General features: G+C 67.2%; 18 protein-coding genes and 2 pseudogenes. 12 read left to right on the plus strand and 8 right to left on the minus strand.

Going from position 1 to position 23,984, the window contains the following annotated elements; translation table 11 throughout:
* Nucleotides 1-350 precede the first annotated feature (350 nt).
* Nucleotides 351-1,409 carry a cupin domain-containing protein gene (locus G6N58_RS22715; protein ID WP_068916804.1) on the minus strand — a complete coding sequence of 353 codons (1,059 nt, stop codon included), beginning with the start codon at nt 1,407-1,409 and terminating at the stop codon, nt 351-353.
* A 108-nt stretch (nt 1,410-1,517) separates the two neighbouring features.
* On the minus strand, nt 1,518-2,435 hold the full coding sequence (locus G6N58_RS22720) for a LysR family transcriptional regulator (RefSeq protein ID WP_115277199.1): 918 nt from the start codon (nt 2,433-2,435) through the stop codon (nt 1,518-1,520).
* 117 nt (nt 2,436-2,552) lie between these two features.
* On the opposite strand from G6N58_RS22720, the gene G6N58_RS22725 reads away from it, so the two are divergent.
* Entirely contained in the window at nt 2,553-3,392 is an 840-nt protein-coding gene (locus G6N58_RS22725; RefSeq protein ID WP_115281333.1) for an EamA family transporter, read from the plus strand.
* A gap of 4 nt (nt 3,393-3,396) precedes the next feature.
* Here G6N58_RS22725 and G6N58_RS22730 read toward each other — a convergent pair whose 3' ends face one another.
* From G6N58_RS22730 to G6N58_RS22740, 3 genes are read right to left on the minus strand one after another with little or no spacing between them, the layout of a single operon-like run.
* Nucleotides 3,397-4,356, minus strand: coding sequence for a YihY/virulence factor BrkB family protein (locus G6N58_RS22730; RefSeq protein WP_115277198.1), 960 nt, complete (start codon nt 4,354-4,356; stop codon nt 3,397-3,399).
* Between the two features lie 46 nt (nt 4,357-4,402).
* Nucleotides 4,403-5,872, minus strand: coding sequence for an MFS transporter (locus G6N58_RS22735; RefSeq protein ID WP_115281332.1), 1,470 nt, complete (start codon nt 5,870-5,872; stop codon nt 4,403-4,405).
* 37 nt (nt 5,873-5,909) lie between these two features.
* Complete coding sequence (locus G6N58_RS22740; RefSeq protein ID WP_115277197.1) at nt 5,910-7,046, minus strand: DmpA family aminopeptidase; 1,137 nt, start codon at nt 7,044-7,046, stop codon at nt 5,910-5,912.
* Between the two features lie 53 nt (nt 7,047-7,099).
* On the opposite strand from G6N58_RS22740, the gene G6N58_RS22745 reads away from it, so the two are divergent.
* Nucleotides 7,100-8,596: an FGGY-family carbohydrate kinase gene (locus G6N58_RS22745; protein ID WP_163908659.1), complete on the plus strand. Its 1,497-nt coding sequence runs from the start codon at nt 7,100-7,102 to the stop codon at nt 8,594-8,596.
* Nucleotides 8,597-8,659: 63 nt separating this feature from the next.
* Here G6N58_RS22745 and G6N58_RS22750 read toward each other — a convergent pair whose 3' ends face one another.
* Nucleotides 8,660-10,264 carry a sulfatase family protein gene (locus G6N58_RS22750; RefSeq protein ID WP_264037997.1) on the minus strand — a complete coding sequence of 535 codons (1,605 nt, stop codon included), beginning with the start codon at nt 10,262-10,264 and terminating at the stop codon, nt 8,660-8,662.
* Nucleotides 10,265-10,503: 239 nt separating this feature from the next.
* Between G6N58_RS22750 and G6N58_RS22755 the strand changes: the two genes are divergently transcribed.
* The gene (locus tag G6N58_RS22755) at nt 10,504-11,130 is read left to right on the plus strand and encodes a TetR/AcrR family transcriptional regulator (RefSeq protein WP_068916806.1); all 627 of its coding nucleotides are present in this window, start codon (nt 10,504-10,506) and stop codon (nt 11,128-11,130) included.
* 354 nt (nt 11,131-11,484) lie between these two features.
* Nucleotides 11,485-12,888 carry an HNH endonuclease signature motif containing protein gene (locus tag G6N58_RS22760; protein ID WP_115277196.1) on the plus strand — a complete coding sequence of 468 codons (1,404 nt, stop codon included), beginning with the start codon at nt 11,485-11,487 and terminating at the stop codon, nt 12,886-12,888.
* A gap of 81 nt (nt 12,889-12,969) precedes the next feature.
* Here the strand turns inward: G6N58_RS22760 and G6N58_RS22765 are convergent.
* Both G6N58_RS22765 and G6N58_RS22770 read right to left on the minus strand, forming a co-directional pair.
* Nucleotides 12,970-13,928 (minus strand): annotated as a pseudogene (locus G6N58_RS22765) (IS481 family transposase).
* 106 nt (nt 13,929-14,034) lie between these two features.
* A complete protein-coding gene (locus tag G6N58_RS22770; protein WP_435406121.1) occupies nt 14,035-15,069 on the minus strand; it encodes a sugar-binding transcriptional regulator in 1,035 nt (344 codons plus the stop codon).
* Between the two features lie 142 nt (nt 15,070-15,211).
* Between G6N58_RS22770 and eltD the strand changes: the two genes are divergently transcribed.
* The 8 genes and pseudogenes from eltD to G6N58_RS22810 all read left to right on the plus strand — a co-directional run bounded on the left by eltD (nt 15,212) and on the right by G6N58_RS22810 (nt 23,975).
* Nucleotides 15,212-16,300 carry an erythritol/L-threitol dehyrogenase gene (gene eltD, locus G6N58_RS22775; RefSeq protein ID WP_068916810.1) on the plus strand — a complete coding sequence of 363 codons (1,089 nt, stop codon included), beginning with the start codon at nt 15,212-15,214 and terminating at the stop codon, nt 16,298-16,300.
* Between the two features lie 10 nt (nt 16,301-16,310).
* Nucleotides 16,311-17,720, plus strand: coding sequence for an ABC transporter substrate-binding protein (locus G6N58_RS22780; protein ID WP_115277194.1), 1,410 nt, complete (start codon nt 16,311-16,313; stop codon nt 17,718-17,720).
* 8 nt (nt 17,721-17,728) lie between these two features.
* Complete coding sequence (locus G6N58_RS22785) at nt 17,729-18,682, plus strand: carbohydrate ABC transporter permease (protein WP_115277193.1); 954 nt, start codon at nt 17,729-17,731, stop codon at nt 18,680-18,682.
* A gap of 3 nt (nt 18,683-18,685) precedes the next feature.
* Complete coding sequence (locus G6N58_RS22790; RefSeq protein WP_068916812.1) at nt 18,686-19,552, plus strand: carbohydrate ABC transporter permease; 867 nt, start codon at nt 18,686-18,688, stop codon at nt 19,550-19,552.
* A pseudogene (locus tag G6N58_RS22795) lies at nt 19,552-20,654 on the plus strand (ABC transporter ATP-binding protein). The gene G6N58_RS22790 and the pseudogene G6N58_RS22795 overlap by 1 nt, the downstream one beginning before the upstream one ends.
* Nucleotides 20,651-21,784, plus strand: coding sequence for an ABC transporter ATP-binding protein (locus tag G6N58_RS22800; protein WP_115277191.1), 1,134 nt, complete (start codon nt 20,651-20,653; stop codon nt 21,782-21,784). Before G6N58_RS22795 ends, G6N58_RS22800 begins: the two are co-directional and overlap by 4 nt.
* A complete protein-coding gene (locus tag G6N58_RS22805; protein ID WP_115277190.1) occupies nt 21,781-23,517 on the plus strand; it encodes a dihydroxyacetone kinase family protein in 1,737 nt (578 codons plus the stop codon). Before G6N58_RS22800 ends, G6N58_RS22805 begins: the two co-directional genes overlap by 4 nt.
* Nucleotides 23,517-23,975: a ribose-5-phosphate isomerase gene (locus tag G6N58_RS22810; protein WP_115277189.1), complete on the plus strand. Its 459-nt coding sequence runs from the start codon at nt 23,517-23,519 to the stop codon at nt 23,973-23,975. Before G6N58_RS22805 ends, G6N58_RS22810 begins: the two co-directional genes overlap by 1 nt.
* Nucleotides 23,976-23,984 lie beyond the last annotated feature (9 nt).

The following is a 23,984-nucleotide window of genomic DNA, read 5'->3' on the forward strand; positions in this document are numbered from 1 at the left end:
GGCTGTTCAGCCGGAGCCGGGCCGGTCCGAGGGGGCCACGCAGTGCGTCATACAGCGTGTCCCAGGCCGTCATCCACTGCGGCGCCGCGTACCGGGTGGGCGCGCCGCCGCGGTGCAGTTGTTGCCGCTCGGTCAGCTTCACGCAGATAGAGGGCACGGATCTGCCGAGTCTGGCCAGCAGGGATTCGACCTCCGGCTGCATGACGATGCCGGCGCCACGAGGCTGGGTGCGGTCCACCGATCGCTCGTAGACGGTGACGTCGGCACCGATCGCCGTGAGTTCGTGCGCGGCGGCCAGCCCGCCCAGCGAGCCGCCGATGATCAGAGCGCGCATGTCAGCGGACCTCGAATCAGTGTTCGCCCATACCGTGGGCGTCGACGGGGTTGGTGCGCCCGACGATCAGCGGGTCGGCGGGGGTGAACGGGAAGTTCGGCAGATCGTCGATGTGGGTGTCGAACGCGGCGGCCAGCACCTCGCGGGAGTAGGCGCTCGCCGACGCCCGGTAGCCGATGTCGGCGGGGAACGGCTGGTCGAAGAAGATCAGGAAGTGCCAGTCGGGGCTGTCGACGACCTCGATGTGGTGGGGATACGCGCGGGGGATGAAGTACACGTCGCCGGCGTGCAGGTGCCAGGTGTTGATGCTGCCGTCCGGGTCCATCACCGTCATCCGCGCCGAACCGTGTTGCACGTAGCCCATTTCGGCGGTGACCGGATGCCAGTGCGGCTCGCGCATGCCGTCTTCGCGGATCCGCAGTGAGTACATCGAAAGATCCTTGAGTGCCGGCCAGAACTGGTCGCGGGCGAAGCGGGCGTTACCCATCGCATAGGTCAGACCCGGCGACTGGGCCTCGACGTCGAACTTGTGCGGATCGTTGAAGCGCGCTTGCGCGGGGATGACGGGATCGCCGATCCGGCGGGCCAGTTTGTGGTCGACGGTGCTGCGCCGGATTGCGGAGAAGTCTGCGGCCGGCAGGTCATAGGTGTTGCCGAGCACGGCGTCGGTGAACGCGCCGAAGGTGGCGCCCAGCCCGAAGTCCTCCGGGCGTTCGCTGCGGAAGCAGATGATGAACTCGGCCACGTCGTCGCCGATGTTCTCGATGTGGTGCAGCGACCCTGAGTCGGCGTGGAACATCTGGCCGGCGGTGACGGTGAAGGTGGAGAATCTGCTGCCGTTGTCGAGGATGGAGACCAGGGCGGTGCCGGAGACGCAGTAGGTCAGTTCGTTGGCGTTGGCATGCCAGTGCGGGGTGCGCATCGCGCCGGGATTGAGCAGCACCCGCTTGATGGACAGGCCCTTGAGGATGGGGAAGTTGTCGGCGGTCACGCGCCGCATCGATCCCAGGTCGGATTCTTCGACGATCTCCCCGTCCCACAGGGAGATCGAATGGCTGGTGGTGGAGGTGCTCATACCGGGCTCCTGTCGTCGAGTTCCGTTCGTATGGAACTCTGCCCGTTGGTGCGGGGTTGCGTCATCACCGTTGCTACCCACCCGCGGGTTCCGGTTAGCCGGTAGGCGTCAGGTCGGCGGTGTCGACCGCGGCCAGCCCGGCAGTGGCGGCGCCGGCGAGTTGCGGGCCAGCTGGGTGAGGATCAGCCGGAGCGGTGCCCACACCGCCCGCCCGCGCCGCGTCACGGCGTAAGCGGTCATCATCAGCTGCGGCTCGGGCAGCGGCAGCACCCGGATCCCGTGTTGCGGCGCGCGGCCCAGCGGCAGCAGCGCGATGCCGTAGCCGGCGGCGATGAGGTCCTCCACCAGATCGAGGGTGTCGATCTGATGGCCGATGCGCGGGGTGAAGCCGGCCAGCGCCGCCAGTGTGCGGATCGCGATCTCGTCGGCGGTGTTGCGGGAGTTCACGATCCAGGGCCGCTCGGCATACGCCCTGAGGTCGCCGGAGTGGTCCGGCTCGCCGGCCGGGATCGCCAGACCCCAGGGCGTGGTCCACAGCGGTTGGGTCTCGAGTACCGGGTTCGGGTTGGCCGGCGCCAGGTTGTAGTCGTAGGTGATGGCCAGGTCCAGCTCGTCGTCGATCAGCAGGCGGAAGGCCTCGCCGGGCTCGAACTCGTTGATCACCGCGTGTACGTCGGGATGGCCGGTTCTCAGCGCTGCCAGCACCGGCATCAGGGAGACCCGGATCCCGGTGGCGAATCCGCCCACGCGCACCGTGCCCGCGGGTTCGGCGTCGGGATCGAGATCCAGGCGTGCCGATTCCAGGGCAGCGAGAATGCCGACGGCGTGATCGGCCAGGCGGGCCCCGGCCGGGGTCAGCCGGACCCGCCGGCCCTCCGGTTCCACGAGCGCCGTGCCCACCTCCCTGGCCAGCGCCGCGATCTGCTGGGAAACCGTGGACGTCGTCAGTTGGTGGGTGTCGGCGACGGCGCGCATCGAGCCCAACTGGGCCAGTGCCACCAGCAGTTCCAGGCGGCGAGGTTCCATCCGCGCGATTGTTCATCAATCGCGAACAGTATGTCCAGAAATATCGCGTGGACATGAACGTTGTCGATCTCGTTCAATGACCCGGTGACCATCAACCAGGCCCGCAGCGGCACCTTCATGGCGCTGGGCTCGATGGCCTTCGTGCAGCTCGGCCTCGCTGTTTCGGTGCTGCTGATCGATCGGGTGGGCACCGAGGGCGCCGCCTGGCTTCGGCTGGCCTGGGCGGGCATCCTGATGGTGGCGATCGTGCGGCCCCGGCGCAGTGCGTTCACTCGCCGATCCTTCGGCTACTGCGTGCTGCTGGGCATCGTCACCGCCCTGATCACGATGCTCTTCATGGCCGCTGTGGCGCGGATCCCGCTGGGCACGGCCAGCGCGCTGGAGTTCCTCGGCCCGCTCGGGGTGGCGGTGGCCACCGCCGGACGCGGCCGCCGGCTGCTGTGGCCGGCCCTGGCCGCCGTCGGCGTGCTGTTGCTCACGCAGCCGTGGACCGGCCTGGTGGATCCGGTCGGCGTGCTGTTCGCGCTGGGCTCCGCGGTCTGCTGGGGCTGTTACATCCTGCTCACCCAGCGCGTCGGCGATGACGTGGCCGGCATCAACGGGCTGGCGGTGTCGATGCCGACCGCAGGCATTGTCGCGACCCTCATCGCAGGCCCGGTGGCCTACGACCGGATCACCCCCGACCTGGTGCTGATCGGGCTGGGCCTGGCGGTGCTGCTGCCCGTCATCCCGTTCACCCTCGAGTTCTTCGCGCTGCGCCGGCTCACCACCTCCGCGTTCGGCACCCTGATGAGCCTCGAGCCGGCTTGTGCCATGCTCATCGGGTTCGTGATCCTGGATCAGGTACCCGGCCCGGCCGCGCTGGTGGGCATCGCGTTTGTGGTGATCGCCGGGATCGGAGCAGCGCGTGCGGGAGCCCGGCTCACGGTGGCCGCGGAACCGCTGCACACTCCCTGAACCGTCAGTCCCGGCCTGCGGGGTGGTCTTCGAACGTCACCTCGACCCGCTGGAAACCCTTGGCCTGCTGCGCTTTTGCCTGACCCTCGTACATCTTGCGGTCGGCTTCGGTGAGCTCGACGTCATCGGTGAACGGGGTCAGCAGGGCCCGGGGATGCAGGCGGTCGACCCGCACCACGTTCACCTCGGCGCAGATCAGCAACACCGTGGAGATCAGATACAGGAACGCGATGAGCCCCAGCACCACGGCGAACACGCTGTTGGTCACACTGGCCGACGCCACGACATGCTGGACGTAGCTGGCGCCGAACCACTGCAGCAGCTGCCAGACCACGGCGGCGGCCAGGGCGCCGGGCAGCACGTCCCGCACGCTCAGCGTGCGGGTGGTGGTCACCCGGAATGCCACCACGAGCACGCCGGTGTTCAGCGCCAGCGCAGCCACCACGACGCCGACCGCGCCCACCGGGCCGAGGAACCGGCCGAATGCGACCAGCGCGGTAGTGGCCACCAGCGCGGTGCCGAGCACCAACAGCAGCACCAGGCTGCGCAGCCGTGACCGGATCGGATCCGGGCGCAGGTTCTTCGGGACCGCCCAGATGTTCTCCATCGCGTTCTGCAGCGCCTGGCCCACGTTGAGACCGCCGTAGAGCGCCACGACGATGCCGATGACCACGCCGGCGGTGCCGCCGCTGAGCCGACTCGGTTCAGTGAGCTGGTCGCCGATCAGCGGGAACTGTGCCAACGCCGAGTCGTAGATGTCCTCGCGCCATTCGGGCCGGCCCGCCAGCACCACGCCCAGCACCGTGGTCAGCAGCAACAGCAACGGAAACAGCGAGATGAAGGCGTAGTAGGTCAGCAGCGCGGCCAGGTATCCGGCCTGGTCATCGACGTACTTGTAGATCACGGCGATCACGAACCCGGCCGTCGGGCTACGCTGCTGCAGCCTGTCCAGCCAGTGCACCATGCGGGCTACTTACCCGTAACGCCACAACCGCAACCGTCGGCGCTGCTCAGCCCCACTCGTGATTCATCGCGCGCGAATCCACCGTGCCGTAGCCGGATCGGCGGCTGGCCCGCGTGCTGCGGGACAGGGCAATCAGGACGGTGGTCAGCGCCGCCGTCACCGCGCCGGCGGCGAAGATGATGATGTAGGCGCTCTCCGGCGGTTCACCGGTGCGCGCGGAGACGTGGCCCAACAGCACCGCGACCACCGCGGCCGCCACGGCACTGCCCACGGTGCGGGCGATGGCGTTGAGCCCGGTGGCGATGCCGGTCTCGCCGCGGTCGGCCTCGCTGACCACCAGTGCCGGCAGCGCCCCGTACGCCAGGCTGACGTAGGCGTTGGCGAAGATGCCCGCCACGATGACCTGCCACGGCTGGTCGTGCGCGACCGCCAGGGCCACAAAGCCCACCACACCGATCAGGGCGCCGACCATCAGCACCGGGCGGGCGCCGAAACGGTCGATGAAGCGCCCGCTCAGCACGGCGATCACCAGGCCGGCGACCGCACCGGGCAGCAGGTAGACGATGCTGGCGTACAGCACGCTCGCCGAGAACCCGTAGCCGGTGACGTCTCGCGGCGCCTGCACGAAGGCGGTCAGGCCCAGGAAACTGAAGTACAGCCCCATCCCGACGAACACGGTGGCGAGGTTGGTCAGCAGCATCGCCCGCCGGGTCAGCAGGGCGATCGACACCAGCGGGTAGCGCCGCCCGCGTTCCCACCAGCACCACAGCGCCAGCACGGCCAGCCCGCCGCCCGCCGTTCCGAGGGTCCGCAGGGACGCCCAGCCCCAGGCGTTGCCTTGGGTGATGGCGAGCAGGACCGCGCTCAGTCCGGCGGCCAGGCCGAGCGCACCCAGCCAGTCGATGGACCCCTCGCCGCGTTGGCGCCGCGAGGGCACCACCAGCACCACCACCAGGATCACCAGCAGGGTGAAGCCGGTGGTCAACCAGAACACGCGGTGGTAGTCGGCGTCTCCGGTCACGAGTAGGCCGGTGGTCACCAGACCCATTCCGCCGCCGAACCCGAGGATGGCCGACAGCACGGCCAGCGCCCGGACCACCTGAGCTTCGGCCAGTTCTTCCCGGAGCACGGCCACACAGATCGGATACAGCGAGTAGGACACCCCCTGCAGGGCACGGGCGGCGATCAGGACAGGCAGCGAGGTGGTGGTCGCGGCCAGCACCGACCCGATGAGCACCACGGCCAGCACACCCAGCAGCACGTACTTCTTGTTGAACAGGTCGGCAAGCCGGCTCAGCAGCGGGGTGGCGGCCGCCGCTGCCAGCAGGTTGGCCGTCACCGTCCAGCTGACGGCCACTGTCGAGGCGTTCAGCTGTTCGGAGATCAGGCCCAGGACGGGCACCACCGCGGTCTGCAGCACGGCCACGGTCAGCGCCACGATGCTCAGCGCGGCGATCAGGAGCCGGGGCGACGGGGCCAGCGAAGCGACGGGAGATTCTTCTCCGGCCTTGAGCACCACGCCTCCTTGCCGACGAAATAGATTGACTACCAAACTATCGCAGCAGGGCCTGTAGCCGATCGTGGGGTAACGCCGGCGTGCGGTGCCCGTCGCGGCCGGTCATCTCGGCGTTGACCACCATGGCGTTGAGCACTGCTTCCTCCACCGCGTGCACGGTCGCGGTGTACAGGTCGTCCATCCGGCCCCACGGCAGAAAGCGCATGCTGCCGAATTCGTCCTCGCGTGGCGGGCCCACCGGGAAGGCGCTGCCCAGCCCGGGCGCCTCCGCGGTGGACAACGCCAGGAAGATGTCGCCCGAGAAGTGCGACCCGGTGGTGCCGGTGCGGGCCAGTCCGAGCGGGACCCGGCGCGCCAGGGCTTTGCACTGCCCGGGCAGCAGCGGGGCATCGGTGGCGATCACCACGATCACCGACCCCGCACCCGGTGGCGGCGGCGCCTGCCCCATTTCGGTGACGAACCAGTCGCCGCCCAGCGGGTTGTCGTCGGCCAGCGCACCACCGACGGGGCGGCCGGCGACCGTCAGCTCGGTGCGCGACCCGAAGTTGGCCTGCACGAATGCGGCGACGGTGAAGGTGTGCGCGCCGTAGCCCACCAGGCGGGAGGAGGTGCCGTTGCCGCCCTTGAACTCGTAGCAGTTCATGCCGGTGCCGCCGCCCACCGATCCCTCGGTCACGGGACCGCCGGTGGCCGAGTCCAGCGCGGCCTCGACGTGCTCAGGCCGGACGTACCCGCCGTTGATGTCGTTGAGGTAGCCGTCCCAGGTCTCGGCGCACACCGGCAGTAACCACTGCCGGGCCAACCCTGGGTGCACCCGGTTCACCCACGCGACCACGCCGGTGTGGCAGGCCCCGACGGCGTGGGTGTTGGACAGCACGATCGGCAGATTCAGGGCGCCCACCTCCTCGATCCAGGTGGTGCCGGTCATCTCCCCGTTGCCGTTCAGCGAGTACCACCCGGCCGCGCACGGGTCGCCGACGCCGGCCCGGCCGCGGGGCAGCAGGGCGGTGACACCGGTGCGCATCCGGTCGCCCTCGACCAGGGTGGTGACGCCCACCTCGAAGCCGGGCACATCGGTGATGGCGTTGAGGAGCCCGGGAGTGCCGGGCAGGTCGATGCCCAGGCCGCGGGCGCGGGGTCGGCCGTCGGGAGTGTGGGTGCTCAGCGTGGTCACCGCTCCACAATGCAGGATGCCGGGCTCCGACGGTGGGCCGTAGGGTGATCACCGTGGACCTGCTGCTGGGCATCGACATGGGCACCGGAAGCTCCAAAGGTGTTCTCGTCGACCCCCACGGTGTTGTCCTCGCGACCGAGACTATCGCGCATTCCATGGACCTGCCGCGCCCCGGCTGGGCCGAGGTGGACGCCGACGGTATGTGGTGGCGCGAGGTGTGCCTGATCAGCCGGGCCCTGATCGACCGGGCGCCGGCCGGTGCCCGAATCGCGGCGATGTGTGTCAGCGGTGTCGGCCCCTGCCTGGTGTTGTGCGACGAGAACCTGCGTCCGCTGCGGCCCGCCATCCTCTACGGCATCGACTCCCGTGCCGAGGCCGAGATCGAGCTGTTGACAGCAGAATTGGGCGCTGCGGAGATCTTGGAACGGGCGGGCACCCAGCTCTCCAGCCAGGCGGTGGGACCCAAGATCGAGTGGGTCCGCCGTCACGAACCGGAGATCTTCGCCGCTGCTGCCCGGTGGTACGGCTCCAATTCCTACATCGCGGCCAAGCTCACCGGTGAGTACGTGATGGACCATCACACCGCCAGCCAGTGCGACCCGCTGTACGCCACCCGTTCGCTGCGCTGGAATGACGAATGGGCGCAACGGATCTGCGGGCACCTGCCCCTGCCGCGGCTGGTTTGGCCCAGCGAGGTGGTCGGTACCGTGCACGCCGAGGCGGCGGCGGCCACCGGGGTCCCGGCCGGCACACCGGTGGTGGCGGGCACGGTGGACGCCGTCGCCGAAGCCTTTTCGGTCGGGGTGCGTCAGCCCGGTGACCAGATGCTGATGTACGGCTCGACGATGTTCCTGGTGCACATCATCGACGCCTATCACGCCGATCCAGCGCTGTGGACCACCGCGGGCGTCGAGCAGGGCACCCATGCGCTGGCAGCGGGCACGGCAACAGCCGGCAGCCTGATCAACTGGCTGCAGGCCGTCACCGGCGGTGCGCCGTTCGAACATCTGATGGCCGAGGCGCAGGCCGTGCCGCCGGGCAGCGAAGGGCTGCTGGTGCTGCCGTATCTGGCGGGGGAGCGCACCCCGGTGTTCGATCCGCGGGCTCGTGGGGTGTTCGCCGGGCTGACACTGCGGCACGGCCGGGGACATCTGTTGCGCGCGGCCTATGAAGGCATTTCGTTCGGGATCCGGCAGATTCTGGAGAAGTTCGACGACGCGCACGCCGCGCGCCGGGTGGTCGCCGTCGGCGGCGGCCTGCGCAGCCCCATCTGGGCGCAGACCCTCACCAACGTCACCGGCCATGCGCAGCTGGTGCCCGAGCAGGCAATCGGCGCGAGTTACGGTGACGCTCTGCTGGCTGCCATCGGAGCGGGTGTGGTTGCGCCGGAGACCGATTGGGCCAAGATTTCCTACGAGATCACGCCGGACCCGGAGGCCGTCGCCCTGTACGACGATCTCTACACCACCTGGTCGAAGCTCTACCCCGACACCCGCGACGTCGTGCACCAACTCGCCCAGACCGACACACGGGCCCAAAAGTTCGAGTGAAGTCCGGCATTTCGTCGACTTCGGCGGAGTCCGGCACCTGGTCGGGCGTTGGCCCGTGCCGAATCAGAGGTCGAGTCGGTCGATCGTCCACTCGATGTTGTCGAAGTCCGGCATCTCGCGGCCGTCGTCGACACCGATCTCGCGCTGGATGGCCGCTTCCAGCTTGGCGCTCGAAGCCAGGACGAGATCGGCGTTGTCGCCCTTGACGGCGGCCAGGTTCGTCATCTCTGCTGGGTCGTTCTGCAGGTCGAACAGCTCGACGTCGTTGAATCGATAGAGCTCGTCGAGGTCGCGAGGGAGATTGCGCTGCGTGGGCGCGAAGTAGCGGGTGAACTTGTACCGCCCGTCGAACATGGTGCGCAGGCTGCCCCTCTTGCTCAGATCCGGTCGGTAACCCATCTCCGCCATCGCCTGCTTCGGATCCCGTTGAGCGGCTTTGGCGTCGGCGACGATGCGGATGACCTCGCTGTCATTGGTCGCCAGTCCGCTGTAGGTGAACAACACCGCCTCCCGTACCGAGTGTTCGTGGGCCTGCGCGGGATTGCCCAGCACTGTACTGAGGTCAGAACCGGGCAGCTCGCGTCCCGCAATCTCGCCCACGGCACCGGACTGGACGCCGGCCAGGGAGAGCAAGCTCGGCGCCAGGTCGATGTGACCGGTCAACGATGTAACCTGCTGTCCGCCCGCAACATCGGGGTGCACGATGTGCAGGGGCAGGTGGATGGCTTCCTGGTAGGCAAAGGGGCCTTTGCCGCGGAGCCCATGCGCGCCGCCCATTTCCCCGTGATCACTGGTGAAAACGACGATGGTGTTGTCGGTCAAGCCCAACGCGTCGAGTTCGTCGAGCAGAAGAGCAACCTGCTGGTCCACACTGCGGATGCTGTTGAGATAGAAGTCCGAGAAGCGGTTCCAACGCTCGGTCTCGGGCGGAATGGTGCCCAGCGTGTAGCCCCATGCCTTGAGGTACTCGCCGTGAGCAGCCGGCCGCCCCGGTGCAGTCATCGACTGGGTGAGGCTATCGGGAAGAGTTGCCTCCCATTGCCTCTCATACAGCTCGTTCTTGGGTGCGCGGGCTGCTTGCATGAGAAGCCGACCGTTGTCCTGAACATGTTCGCCGGGTGCGTCGGTGTTGAAGTACATGATGTCGTGGGGGTTCACCAGGCTCACGAACAGCGCCCATGGCTTGTTGTCATCCGCAAGGGTGCGGCCCTGGTCGCGCAACCACGACACGACGCTGCCGCCGATCATGTTGTCATAGGTGTAACCGCCCAGCGTGTGTGTCAGCACGTCACCGGGCCACACATAGTCGGAAAAGCCGTACGCCTCCATCTCCTCGGTGAACAGGTGATCCGGCTTCGCGGTTTCGAACGCACTGTTCAGATGCCATTTGCCTTTGTAGGCCGTGTAATAGCCTGCTGCTCGCAGCATGTCACCCACCGTCGGGATGTCCGTACTCATGGATCTGACGTAGGGGAGGTCTACGTTCTCGAACATGCCGTTGTCCGGTGTCTGGAGTCCGGTCAGGATCACCGACCGCGAGCTGGTGCACATGACGGCCGGACAGTAGTGGTTGGTGAAGCTCACCCCATCGTTGTGCAGACGCTCGCGGCCGGGCAACGACATGCCGGCCGGCCACTGCGCAAAGTGCCGTTCCTGGTCGGTGAACACGAACAGGATGTTGTGTTGGGATGCCGACGGTAGACCGGTCTTGGTTGCGGAGGGTGTGGTGGATGGTTCGACCCCGCACGAGGCGGTGGTGGCGGCAGCGACAGACAGGCCCGCCATGGCCAGAAACGCCCGACGGCTCGGTGCGGAGAAGTGGGTCATCGTTGTCGCTCTCCTTGATGTAGTGATACCTACAGTAAGAGATTAGTGCATAATCGGTCGTCAGGGAGGCGGGATCGGTCATGACGAAAAGAAAGACGGGTTCGACGCCCACGCGCCGTACCCGCGCCAACGGTGACCGTTCCCGCGAGCGCATTCTGGACGCGGCCACGACGGTCGCCACCGAGCGTGGGTACGACGCCGCCAGTATCTCGGCGGTCAGCGAGCTCAGTGGGCTACCGCCGACGTCTATCTACTGGCATTTTGCCGACAAGGACGATCTGATGGCGGAGGTCATCGATCGCAGCTTCGAGCGATGGTCACACGCGTTGAGCCTGCCGGAAATCGGCAGCGCCGAGGAGCGCGGGCGTGAGATCGGTGCTCAGGTCGCGAAGGCGCTACAGCAGAGCCCCGACTTCTTGAGGTTGGGGTTGAAGCTGGCGCTGGACCGCCGACCGGTCGAGTTGCACGCCAAGACGCGGTTCCTGCACAACCGGCAGGCCACTTTTCAGCGGTTCGCCGATGTGATCCGCGCCGTGGCGCCGGGACTTGCCGAGGCAAAGGTCGAGGTCCTGACCACCTATCTCATCGCGGGCGCCGACGGCATCTTCGTCGCCAACGAGATCGAGGACAATCCGCAGCGCTTCAGCGATCTGTTCGAGTTGCATGCACAGCTGGTGTTCGAGGCGGCCGTGGCAATGGCGCCGTGATCGCGCCACCGTCGGGGCGCGGACGCCTGATCAGCCGCCCTCCTCGTCCAGCCGCGCCAGGATGGCCTCGGCCGTCGCGGGATCGGTGACCAGCTGATTGAAGTAGCCGCATGCATCGGACACCGTTACCGACATCGACATCTGCTTCCGCGACTCGCAGCACCATGGCGTATTGCCGGACCTCACCGCCGCGTTGGCGTAGCGGGCGCGGTTGAGATAGACACCAGACGAGGATCTCGCGCGTTTCTGTTGTCTGGTGTCATTCTCAATCTGTTCCGAAAATCCCTGTGCCACATGAGTATCTGCTGTCACATTGCGCCGGTTCTTGTCGGTGGCCAGGTCTAGTTTCGAGGCATGGGAACGTCAGCCGTCGCCGATCGAGAGGCGATGCTGGCTGCCCTGACCCAGATGGAAACCCTGCAAGCGCAGATGAACTCACTGTCCATCGACGCCTTCACCCCGCTGGAGTTGTTGGACCTGCAGCAGCGCCGCGAAACCCTGGCCTGGTTACAGCCCGTCCTCGACCACACGATCTACCAACGCCTGCGCGCCGAATGCACCCCGAAAGAACTCGGCGCCAGCAGCTACACCAAAGTCCTGGCCGCCCGGCTGCGGATCAGCGAAGCCGAAGCCTTCCGGCGCCTCAAAAACGCCGAACTCCTCGGCCCGCGCACCGCCCTGACCGGTGAGCCGCTGCCCCCCGCGTTGCCGAACGTCGCCGCCGCCCAGGCGAAAGGCCAACTCGGGTCCGAGCATGTCAGCGAGATCAAGTCGTTCTTCCGCACCCTGCCCCACTCGGTGGACTTCCAAGCCCGCGAAGCCGCCGAAACCGACCTCGCCCACCACGCCAGCACCCTCGGCGCCGACGGCTTCACCGCCGTCGCCGACCGGCTGAAGTACCTGCTCGACCAAGACGGCACCTTCACCGACACCGACCGCCAAGCCCGCCGCGGGCTGCGCCTGGGCAAACAACGCCCCGACGGCACGGTCCCCATCTCCGGATACCTCACCCCCGAAGCCGCAGCCACCTGGGAAGCGGTCAAAGCCAAACTCGCCGCCCCCGGGATGTGCAACCCCGCCGACGACACCCCACAAGTCGACGGCGAGCCGGATCCCGATACGGCGGCGAAAGATACGCGCACGCAGAGTCAACGCGACCATGATGCGTTCTTGGCCGCCGGGCGCGCGGTCCTGGCCTCCGGTGATCTCGGCCAACACAAGGGATTGCCGGCGACGATCATCATCCGCACCGAACTCAAGGACCTGGAGAAGGCGGTCGGGCACGGGCTCACCGCTGGCGGGACGTTGATTCCGATGCGTGACGTCATCCGGATGGCGTCTCACGCGTACCTCTGGCTGGCGCTGTTCGACGGCAAGGGTGTGCCGCTGCATCTGGGGCGTACCCGCCGCACCGCCTCACCGGGGCAGCGCATCGTGCTGCTGGCTCAGCACCGGGGCTGCACCGCCCCGGGCTGCACCGCCGACGGCTATCACTCCGAGGTGCACCACGCGAACAAAGACTGGAAAGACGGCGGCAACACCGACGTCGAGGACATGACTCTGGCGTGCGGGCCGGACAACAGGATGGTCGAGACCACCGGCTGGACCACGAGGAACCGCCCCGAAGACGGCGTCACCGAATGGGTGCCGCCACCAGCGTTGGACTGCGGGCAATCCCGCACCAACCCGTATCACCACCCCGACCGCATCCTCGCCCCCGACGAACCCGACGAAGACCCACCCGGCGACGACCCCTGAGCGTGGCGAAACCACCGACCAGCCGACGGACCACCAGGGCCGCCGGCCACCGGTGCGTGGCGCCCTAGATGTACTCGGCCATCAGGTTGGTCGCAGTCGGCTGATCGGTGGTAGCCCGTCGAGTGCGCTGTGGCGGCGTTGAGTGTTGTAGAACTCGACCCAGGGTGCAAGGGCTTGGGCTCGGTGTGCGTTTGATGCGAACACCCGGTGATAAGACCATTCTGTTTGCAGGGTGCGGTTATAACGCTCCACTTTGCCGTTTTGCCAGGGGCAGTGCGGCTTGATGAATAGATGCCGGGCGTTGAGTGCGTCGATGGCCGCAGCGACCGCTGCTGAGCGGCGATAGCTCAGATGGTTGTCTGTGATGACCCGTTCAATGTGCGGAATGCCCTGGGATTGAAAGTATTGCGCGGCCCGAGAGATGAACCCCGCGCAGGTCGCGCCTTTCTCGTCAGCGTGGATCTCTGAGTACGCAAGCCGGCTGTGGTCATCGATCATGGAGTGCACGTAGTCATAGCCGATTCCGCGGCCACGGACGTCTTCGCTGCGCCCGTGGGCACGCCATCCGCCACCGTCGGGGATACGGCCAAGCTTCTTGACGTCGACGTGCACCAGTTCGCCGGGGTGTTCGCGTTCATAGCGTCGTGTGCTGGCCCGGGAGGCTTTGATCACCGCACCGGTCATCGGATCGCAATCACGCAGGTACGGCACGCCGCGGCGCCGCAGAATCCGTGCCACTGTCCGGGCAGGGATTCCCAGCTCAGGCCTAGCCAGTCCTGGCCCCGGCGATGCTTGCGCCGCGCGGCGACTACTTGGCGTTCTACCCGTGCCGAGGTGCGCGTAGGGCTGTGGTGCGGCCGCGAGGACCGGTCGTAGAGTCCGGCTTCGCCTTCGGCGGCGAACCGGCTAATCCAGGTGTGGACACACTTGCGGGAGATCCCCATCGCGTCGGCGATATGGGCCTGTTTCCAGCCCTGCTGGTAGCGCTCGACGATGAGCCTTCGCCCATGCAGCGTGGTGCGGGCATTACGGTGAGACACGAGAACCTCCGGGTTGGTGATGGGCCTTCGACAAGCCACACCTCACCCGGAGGTTCTCCTCACATCAAGCCAACACGCCCGCTACCAACGTCACGGCTGAGTACACCTAGACCCCGCCCTCCTCGTCCAGCCGCGCCAGGATGGCCTCGGCCGTCGCGGGATCGGTGACCAGCTGATTGAAGTAGCCGCCACGGGCACCGGCGATGATGGACTCCACCTTGTCGCTGCCGATGGCCACGCCGATGGTCACCGGAATGTGGCGCAGCGCTTCGAGTTCCAGTGCGATCAGCCGGTCGGCGCCCTCGAAGGGGATCTCGGTGCCGTCGCGGTCGTAGAACCGTGAGCACACGTCCCCCACGGCGTCGCGCAGCGAGGTGGAGCGGGTGGGCACGAACTGCGGGATGTCCTTGCGCAGCAGGGGCGGCGCACCGACGCCCATGAGGGCGCACCGGGCGTGCGGCCACAGATGCAGCACCCGTTGGATGCTGGGGTCGTTCAACAGCGACGGATAGAGGTCGGGACCCGGAAGTGCCGGTGCGAAAAGGTAATTCGCGCGCCCACCCACGCGGTTGGCCACCAGTCGGGTGATCTCGTTGGTCTGGTACCACTCCTCGGGTTGGTCATTGCCGCCCACGGTGGGCGCCACCAGAACACCCGGCAGCGGCACCAGATCCACCTGCGCCACCTCGTAGACCGTCCGGCCGGACGAGACCAGCAGCACGTCGCCGGGTAACAGACCGGCCTGGGTCAGGGCCCGTCCCACCGCGGGCGCCAGCGCACCTCCCATGACGTCCAGCACGGTCCGGCCGGGTCCGGCGACGGGCATGGGCATGCTGAGGAAGACCTTCGCCAGCGACAGCGCCCGGGTCAGCCGGTCGGCGAGGTCGCCGGAGGAGATTTCGGCGGGCGGTACCACCTCGATGCGGACGATGCCGCGGCGTTTGGCCTCGGCCAGCAGGCGGCTCACCGTTGCGCGGCTGCACCCCAGCTGGGCGGCGACGTCGGCCTGGGTGGCGTCCTCGGTGTAGTACAGCCGGGCCGCCGAGTACAGCAGGGACGCGGAGAAGTGGCCGGCCTCGCCGTCGGACATCGCGGCGACGTGACCGGCGGCCGGACTGGGCGACTGCGCAGGTCGAGGCACCTCACGAGTATGGCATTGAACACTTGTGCACGCCTGGAGTTCGGTGAACATTCGTTCTGGACAAATATGCAGCAGGTCGCATAGTGTGACCCCACCCACACTGGTGCTGGGGTGTGCGCCGACGAAAACCAGGAGCTAGCTGATGAGCGAATCGATCCCGGAGAAGATGCAGGCAGTGATCTGTCACGGGCCCAACGACTACCGGCTCGAGGAGGTGGCGGTGCCGCAGCGCGGCCCGGGGGAGGCGCTGATCCGCGTCGAAGCCGTCGGCATCTGCGCCAGTGACCTCAAGTGCTACCACGGCGCCGCCAAGTTCTGGGGTGACGACAAGCGTCCGGCCTGGGCCGAGACCATGGTCATCCCCGGTCACGAATTCGTGGGCCGTGTTGTCGAACTCGACGACGAGGCCGCGCAGCGCTGGGGAATCGCCGTCGGTGACCGGGTGACCTCCGAGCAGATCGTGCCGTGCTGGAAGTGCCGCTTCTGTCTGCGCGGCCAGTACCACATGTGCCAGCCGCACGACCTCTACGGCTTCAAGCGCCGGACACCGGGGGCCATGGCCGGCTACATGACCTACCCGGTGGAAGCGTTGGTGCACAAGATCTCCGGTGACCTCCCGCCCGCGCACGCCGCGTTCGTCGAACCGCTGTCCTGCGCCCTGCACGCCGTCGAGCGTGCGCAGCTCACCTTCGAGGACACCGTGGTGGTCGCCGGCTGCGGACCCATCGGTCTCGGCATGATCGCCGGCGCCAAGTCCAAGAATGCGGCCCGGGTGATCGCCCTCGACATGGCGCCCGAGAAGCTCGCGCTGGCCAAGAAGTGTGGCGCCGACCTGGCGCTCAACATCGCCGAAGACGACGTCGAGAAGATCGTCAAGGACCTCACCGACGGCTACGGCGCCGACGTCTACCTCGAGGGCACCGGTCACCCATCGGCAGTCGCGCAAGGGCTCAACCTGCTGCGCAAGTGCGGCCGCTACGTCGAGTACAGCGTCTTCGGCAGCGACGTCACCGTCGACTGGAGCATCATCAGCGACGACAAGGAGCTCGACGTGCTCGGCGCGCACCTGGGCGCCTACTGCTGGCCGGCCGCCATCAAGATGCTGGAATCCGGCGTCCTGCCCATGGATGAGATCTGCACCCACCAACTCCCGCTCTCGGAGTTCCAGAAGGGGCTGGATCTGGTGGGCAGTGGCAAGGAATCGGTCAAAGTCTCCCTGATCCCGGCCTGAAGGACAGACGATGCGCAACTACCAGGGGCCACAGATGTCCCGCCGAAACATGTTGGCCGCCATGGGTCTTGCGGCAGCGAGCGTACCGCTGCTGTCGGCCTGCGGCGTGGGCGGCAATCCGCCCGCACCCAACGGCGCCTCAGAGGTCACCGGGGGCTTCGACTGGCGCAAGGCTGAAGGCCAGACGATCAACATCCTGCAGACCCCGCACCCCTACCAGCTCTCCTACCAACCGCTGCTCAAAGAGTTCACCGAACTCACCGGCATCACGGTCAACGTCGACCTGGTCCCCGAGGCCGACTACTTCACCAAGCTCAACACCGAACTGGCAGGCGGCTCCGGCAAGCACGACGCCTTCATGCTGGGTGCCTACTTCATCTGGCAGTACGGCCCGCCGGGATGGGTCGAGGACCTGAACCCCTGGCTGCAGAACACCTCGGCCACCAGCGCCGAGTACGACTTCGAGGACATCTTCGAAGGGCTGCGCACTTCCACGCGGTGGGACTTCACCCTGGGCAACCCGCTGGGGACCGGCGGGCAGTGGGCGATTCCGTGGGGCTTCGAGAACAACGTGGTGGCCTACAACAAGCGCATCTTCGACGAGTTGGGCATCACCCGGCTGCCCGACAACTTCGACGACTTCATCCAGCTGGCCGTCGACCTGACCGACCGTTCGGAGAACCGGTACGGCCTGTCCACCCGAGGGTCGAAGTCCTGGGCCACCATCCACCCCGGCTTCATGACGCAGTACGTGCGCCAGGGTGCGGTGGACTACACCTGGAACGGCCGGGAGCTGGTGGCCGAGATGGACAGCGACGCCGCCGTCGAGTTCACCGAGAAGTGGATCGACCTGCAGCACCGCGCCGGCCCGACGTCGTGGACCACCTACGACTATCCCAACGCCACCGGCGATCTCGGCGACGGCAAGGCCATGATGGTGTTCGACGCCGACAGTGCCACCTACCCGAAGAACAAACCGGGTGCCAGCGCCGAGGCGGGCAACATCGCCTGGTACGCCGGGCCGGCCGGACCCGACGGCAACTACAAGACCAACCTCTGGACCTGGAGTTGGGCCATGAGTGCCAACTCCCGCAACAAGCTGCCGGCGTGGCTGTTCATCCAGTGGGCCACCGGCAAGGACTCGATGAACAAGGCGGTCGAGGGCGGCACGTACGCCGACCCGGTGCGCCAATCGGTGTTCGACACCACCTTCAAGCGGGTGGCCGCCGACCAGTACGGCTACCTCGAGGCGTTCGAGACCGTCATCGGTGAATCGAAGATCCAGTTCACCCCGCAGAAGAAGTTCTTCGACACCACGCAGAACTGGGCGGTGGCGCTGCAGGACATCTACGGCGGGGACGACGCCCGGTCACGGCTGACCAGCCTTGCCAAGACCAACACCTCCAAGGTCAACCTCTAGGAGCCCGCATGACCACTCAAACGTCCAAGGCTCCCAACACATCTGCGGAACAGCGCGGCACCCCGCCGCGCAATCTGCCGCAGGTGCCCACCTGGCGGCGCAAGCTGCGGCCCTACCTGCTGTCGATCCCCGCCGTGGTGATCGTGATCGGCATCCTGTACCCGTTCGCGGTCGGCGCCTACTACGCGTTCCTGAACTACGCCGCGGTCAACCCCGATCCGCACTTCATCTGGTTCCAGAACTTCGGCTCCGTGCTGGGTGACCAGGTGTTCTGGAAGAGCGTGCAGGTCACCGCCACGTTCGCGGTGGCAGCCACCTTCATCGAGACGGTGCTCGGCGTCGGGTTGGCGCTGCTGCTCAACCGGTCCTCGATCATCGGCAAGATCTTCGAGAAGGTGCTGATCCTGCCGCTGATGATCGCCCCGGTGATCGCGGGCGTGATCTGGAAGCTGATGTTCAACCCGCAGTTCGGCATCCTCAATCACGTTCTGGGACTGGGCAACACCTTCGACTGGCTGTCGGCGGGCAACGCACTGTTCTCGGTGATCCTGGTCGACATCTGGATCTTCACGCCCTTCGTCGCGATCCTGGTGCTGGCCGGCATCCGCTCGCTGCCGCGGGAGCCGTTCGAGGCCTCAGAAGTCGACGGCGCAGGCTGGTTCTACATGTTCCGCAAGCTGATGCTGCCGATGCTGTGGCCTTACATCCTGGTGGCCGTCATCTTCCGGTTCATGGACAACCTCAAGGTTTTCGACCACATCTACGTGCTGACTGCAGGCGGCCCGGGTGTGGCAACCCGCACCCTGCAGATCGGCGCCTTCGAGGACTCGATCATCAACCTCGACTACTCCCGTGGCAGCACCTACATGTTGCTGCTGTGGATCATCGTGTTCATCACGGCGCGCTACCTGGTGAGCGTGCTCGGCAAGGCGCAGCGTCGTGCTGCCGGAGCGGAGTCGTAAGTCATGGCACAAGAACTTCTTCCGGGCCAGAAGCGCTGGTCCATCGGCTCGGTGGCCGCCGACATCGGACTGGTGTTCTGGTTCCTGTTTTCGCTGTTCCCCATCTTCTGGATGCTGATGCTGGCCCTGAAGAACGCCGAACAGCAGACCACGACATACTTTTCCTTCAGTCCCACCTGGTCCAACTTCGCCACCGTGCTCTCCGACCGTGGTACCCAGATGACCAGCGTGGACTTCAAGTCCGCGATGCTGACCAGCCTGCTGAACTGCGGCGGCGCGGTCATCGTCTCCCTGGTGATCGGCATCCCGGCCGCGTACGCGGCGGGACGCTGGCAGTACAAGGGCTCCAACGACCTGATGTTCCAGATGCTGAGCTTCCGCTTCGCCCCGGAACTCATGGTCATCGTGCCGTTGTTCGTCATCTACAACCAGATCGGGCTGTTCGACACCAAGGTCGGCATGATCTGGGTGCTGCAGCTGGTCACCATGCCGCTGGTGGTGTGGATCCTGCGGTCCTACTTCCAGGACCTGCCCGCTGATCTCGAACAGGCCGCCCTGCTCGACGGCTACACGCGGACCCGGGCGTTCGTGATGGTGGCGCTGCCGATCGTGCGGCCCGGCATCGCCGCTGCCGCGCTGCTGGCGTTCATCTTCGCCTGGAACAACTACGTCTTCCCGCTCATCCTGGCCGACAGCAATGCCGGCACCGTCACAGTCGCCATCACCAAGTTCCTCGGTGGCGGCGGCCAGGCGTACTACAACCTCACGGCAGCCGCGGCACTCATCGCAGCCCTGCCGCCACTCATCCTCGCCCTGACCATCCAGCGCTACCTGGTGCGGGGCCTGTCGTTCGGGGCGGTGAAAGCCTGATGGCCACCATCGAGGTCGCAGACCTGCACAAGTCGTACGGCAAGACCAAGGCAGTCGACGGCATCAGCGTCGACATCGCCGACGGCGAGTTCTTCGTCATCCTGGGCCCCAGCGGCGCCGGCAAGACCAGCACGCTGAAATCCATTGCGGGACTGGTGACGTGGACGCCGGGTCGGTGCGCATCGGAGGGGTCGACATGACGATGGTGGAGCCCTACCACCGCAACGTCGCCATGGCTTTCGAGAGTTATGCGCTGTATCCGCAGAAGACGGTCAGCCAGAACCTGGCCTCGCCGTTGAAGTCCGGGCGCACCGGCAAGTACACCGAGGCGCAGCAGACCGAGCGTATCGATCAGGTCACCAAGACCCTCGGCATCAACCATCTGCTGCAACGGTTCCCGCGTGAGCTGTCCAACGGCCAGCGCCAGCGGGTGGCGCTGGGCCGGGTATTGGTACGCCCGGCCGATGTGTACCTGCTCGACGAGCCGTTGAGCCACCTCGACGCCAAACTGCGGGCGCAGATGCGGGCCGAACTCAAACAACTCGGTGCCATGAGCAACACCACCACCATCTACGTCACCCACGACTACCAGGAGGCGCTGGCCCTCGGAGACCGCATCGGCGTCATGCGCGCGGGGCAGCTGGTCCAGATCGGCACCCCGGACGAGATCTGGCGCCGCCCGGCCGACACCTTCGTGGCCAAGGCGCTGGGACAGCCGGAGATCAACATCCTCGACGGCGTGGTGGACGACGGCCGGATCAGACTGGGCGCCGACCTCGACGTAGCGATCCCGGCCGACGCCCGGGTGGACCGGGGTGACCGCGTACGGGTCGGGTTGCGGCCCTCCGACATTCACGTCACCAGTGGTGAGGGTTCGCTGCGGGGGCGGGTGCAACTGGCCGAACGGCTGGGCCGCAACATCGAGCTCACCGTCGACGTCGGCGGCGCCCCGCTGATCGTGCTGACCTCGGGACGCCACGGCGTGGGGGAGGGCGATCAGGTGACCATGAGAATCGCCGACGAGAACGTGCACGTGTTCGCATCCGGTGACGGCGACACCCGTCGGCTCAGCGCAGACACCCCCTTGGAGGCCGTGAAGTGACCGTCACACAGGAGAGCACCACCACCACGGCGCAGAGCCTCACGCTGGCCGACCTGGTGAAGACGTACTCGTCGCGTGGCCGTGACAACGTGACCGCCGTCAAGGGCATCAACCTGGCCATCGAACCCGGCGAACTCGTTGCGCTGCTGGGGCCCTCGGGGTGCGGCAAGACCACCACGCTGCGGATGATCGCCGGCCTGGAGACCGTCACCAGCGGGTCCATCAAAATCGGCGACCGCGAGATCTCCCAGTTGCCCGCGGCCAAGCGTGGGATCGGGGTGGGCTTTGAGAGTTACGCGCTGTACCCGCCGATGTCGGTGCGGGACAACCTGCTCTACGGACTCAAGGCGCGCAAGGTCAACGGGGCCGAGCAGATGGTGGCCTCCATCTGCGACCGCCTGGAGATGAACGATCTGCTGGACTTGCGGCCCGCCGGGCTGTCCAGTGGGCAGAAGCAGCGGGTGGCGCTGGCGCGTGCACTGGTGCGCAACCCACCGGTGCTGCTGCTCGACGAGCCGCTGAGCCACCTCGACGCCTCGGCGCGCCAGCGCGTCCGTCGCGAATTGAAGGTGCTGCAGCGGGAATTCGGCTACACCACCATCGTGGTCACCCACGATCAGGTGGAAGCGCTGTCACTGGCCGACCGGCTGGCGGTGATGGACGCCGGCATCGTGCAGCAGTTCGGCACCCCGGACGAAGTGTTCGACGACCCGGCCAACCTGTTCGTCGCCACCTTCGTCGGCGAACCCCAGATCAACGTCGTCCGCGGTATCACCCGGGTAAAGGACGGGCGGGTGCACGTCGAGATCGGCGAGCGCGCAGGATCGCTGGAGACCACCGTCACCGGCATCCCCGACGGGACCGCTGTGACGGTTGGCGTCCGGCCCCAGGACTGTGCGCTGGCCGCGGAGGAAAGTGGCGCCGAGGGCGGCATCACAGCCACCGTCGCGTTTTTCGAGCACCTGCTGGAGTTCGGATTGGCTACCAGTACGGTTGCCGGTATGGAAGAGGGAATCGTCGTACAGACTCCCGCGCAGGAGAGCTACCAGTCCGAGCAGCGGGTGAGCATCACCGCCCCCGCCGAGCGGGTGTACCTCTTCGACGCCGAGAGTGGAGACAGGTTGCGATGACCAAGTTGTTCAACGACCCGGCGCGGTTCACCGAGGACATGCTCGCCGGTTTCCTCGACGCAAACTCCCGCTACGTTGCGGGGGTACCGGGCGGTGTGGTCCGTGCCAACAAGACCGCCCCGGGCAAGGTCGCCGTGGTGATCGGCGGCGGTTCAGGGCATTACCCGGCGTTCTGCGGCACTGTCGGTCCGGGTTTCGCCGACGGGGCCGTGGTCGGCAACATCTTCACCTCGCCGTCGGCCGAGGAGGCCGCCTCGGTGGCCCGCGCCGCGCACGGCGACGCCGGAGTGTTGCTGACCACGGGCAACTATGCCGGTGACGTGATGAACTTCGGCCTGGCCGTCACGCAACTGAAGAGCGAAGGCATCGACGCGGTGTACTTCGCCGTCACCGACGACGTGGCGTCGGCACCCAAGGGCGAAGAAGCCAAGCGCCGCGGGATCGCCGGGGACTTCACCGTGTTCAAGTGCGCCAGCGCCGCAGCCGAGGACGGCCTGGACCTGGAGAACGTGGTGCGGGTGGCCACGGCCGCCAACGACGCCACCCGCACTCTCGGCGTGGCCTTCGACGGCTGCACCCTGCCCGGCGCCGACCATCCGTTGTTCACCGTGCCCGAGGGGCACATGGGTCTGGGCCTGGGTATCCACGGCGAACCCGGGGTGGCCGATCACCCGATGCCGTCCGCGGCCGAGTTGGCCGCCACCCTGGTCGACGGTGTGCTCGAGGATTTCCCGGAGAACGCATCGCGGCGCATCGCGGTGATCCTCAACGGCCTCGGCCGCACCAAGTACGAAGAGCTGTTCGTGGTGTGGGGCACCGCAGCGCAGCTGTTGCGGGACAAAGGTTTCGAGATCGTCGAGCCCGAGGTCGGTGAGTTGGTCACCAGCCTGGACATGGCCGGGTGCTCACTGACGGTGATGTGGCTCGACGACGAACTCGAGAAGTACTGGACCGCGCCGGCCGATACCCCGGCCTACCGCAAGGGCGCCGCGGTGTCCGCGTCGGCAGGGGAGAAGCGTACCGACGCCGCCGCTGACGCCGCGGTGGAGGCGCCGGTGCTCGCCGAACTCTCCGATGACGACGGCCGGCGCTGCGGACAGTTCGTGGCCCGGGCCGTCACCGCCATCGCCGACATGCTGGCCGACGCCGAGGACGAACTTGGCCGCATCGATGCCGTCGCCGGTGACGGTGACCACGGGCGCGGCATGGTGAAGGGCTCGTCGGCGGCACGCACGGCCGCCGACGCGGCCGTTGCGCAGGACGGTGGCACCGCGTCGGTGCTGGGAGCGGCCGGCAAGGAGTGGGCCGCCAAGGCGGGCGGTACCTCCGGGGTGCTGTGGGGGGCAATGCTTTCCGCGGTCGGAGCCCGCCTGGGCGACACCGGTACACCGCAGTCGGCCGCGGTGGCCGCCGGCCTGCGCGACGGCTATGACGCCCTGATCAGCCTCGGCGGCGCCGCACCGGGTGACAAGACGATGCTCGACGCGCTGCTGCCGTTCGTCGAGGACCTGGAGCGCCGCGTCAAGGACGGCCAGTCGTGGCAGGACGCGTGGCCGGCTGCCGCGCAGGTCGCCACCGACGCCGCCAAGGACACCGCGCAGCTGCGGCCGAAGGTGGGTCGCGCCCGCCCGCTGGCCGAACGCAGTATCGGTACCCCGGACGCCGGGGCCACGTCGCTGGCGATGTGTGCCAACACCATTGCCGCAGTTCTGACTTCAGAAGGAGACAAGTGATGCCGTCCAATCTGCGGATCGTGGTGGGCTCCGACGATGCCGGGTACGAGTACAAGGAAGCCCTCAAGGGCGATCTGAACGCCGACTCCCGCGTGGCCGAGGTCACCGACGTCGGTGTGGGCACCGATGAGGACACCGCCTACCCGCACATCGCGGTGGCCGCGGCCCGTCTGGTCGCCGAGGGCAAAGCCGATCGTGCACTACTGATCTGCGGCACCGGCCTCGGTGTCGCGATCGCCGCCAACAAGGTGCCCGGTGTCCGCGCCGTCACCGCCCACGACGGGTTCTCCGTCGAGCGGTCGGTGCTGTCGAACAACGCGCAGGTGCTGTGCATGGGCCAGCGGGTCATCGGCCTCGAGTTGGCGCGCCGGCTGGCCAAGGAATGGCTGGACTACGAATTCGACCCCAACAGCAAGTCTGCCGACAAGGTCGACGCCATCTGCAGCTACGAGCAGTAGCGGCCCGGC

Source organism: Mycolicibacterium tokaiense (genome assembly GCF_010725885.1).
GTDB lineage: Bacteria > Actinomycetota > Actinomycetes > Mycobacteriales > Mycobacteriaceae > Mycobacterium > Mycobacterium tokaiense.

Excerpts from the sequence above, each read along its gene's own strand:
- G6N58_RS22715 (WP_068916804.1), bottom strand. The coding sequence starts at position 1,409 with ATGAGCACCTCCACCACCAGCCATTCGATCTCCCTGTGGGACGGGGAG.
- G6N58_RS22720 (WP_115277199.1), bottom strand. The coding sequence starts at position 2,435 with ATGGAACCTCGCCGCCTGGAACTGCTGGTGGCACTGGCCCAGTTGGGC.
- G6N58_RS22725 (WP_115281333.1), top strand. The coding sequence starts at position 2,553 with ATGGCGCTGGGCTCGATGGCCTTCGTGCAGCTCGGCCTCGCTGTTTCG.
- G6N58_RS22730 (WP_115277198.1), bottom strand. The coding sequence starts at position 4,356 with ATGGTGCACTGGCTGGACAGGCTGCAGCAGCGTAGCCCGACGGCCGGG.
- G6N58_RS22755 (WP_068916806.1), top strand. The coding sequence starts at position 10,504 with ATGACGAAAAGAAAGACGGGTTCGACGCCCACGCGCCGTACCCGCGCC.
- G6N58_RS22760 (WP_115277196.1), top strand. The coding sequence starts at position 11,485 with ATGGGAACGTCAGCCGTCGCCGATCGAGAGGCGATGCTGGCTGCCCTG.
- eltD (WP_068916810.1), top strand. The coding sequence starts at position 15,212 with ATGAGCGAATCGATCCCGGAGAAGATGCAGGCAGTGATCTGTCACGGG.
- G6N58_RS22780 (WP_115277194.1), top strand. The coding sequence starts at position 16,311 with ATGCGCAACTACCAGGGGCCACAGATGTCCCGCCGAAACATGTTGGCC.
- G6N58_RS22785 (WP_115277193.1), top strand. The coding sequence starts at position 17,729 with ATGACCACTCAAACGTCCAAGGCTCCCAACACATCTGCGGAACAGCGC.
- G6N58_RS22790 (WP_068916812.1), top strand. The coding sequence starts at position 18,686 with ATGGCACAAGAACTTCTTCCGGGCCAGAAGCGCTGGTCCATCGGCTCG.
- G6N58_RS22805 (WP_115277190.1), top strand. The coding sequence starts at position 21,781 with ATGACCAAGTTGTTCAACGACCCGGCGCGGTTCACCGAGGACATGCTC.
- G6N58_RS22810 (WP_115277189.1), top strand. The coding sequence starts at position 23,517 with ATGCCGTCCAATCTGCGGATCGTGGTGGGCTCCGACGATGCCGGGTAC.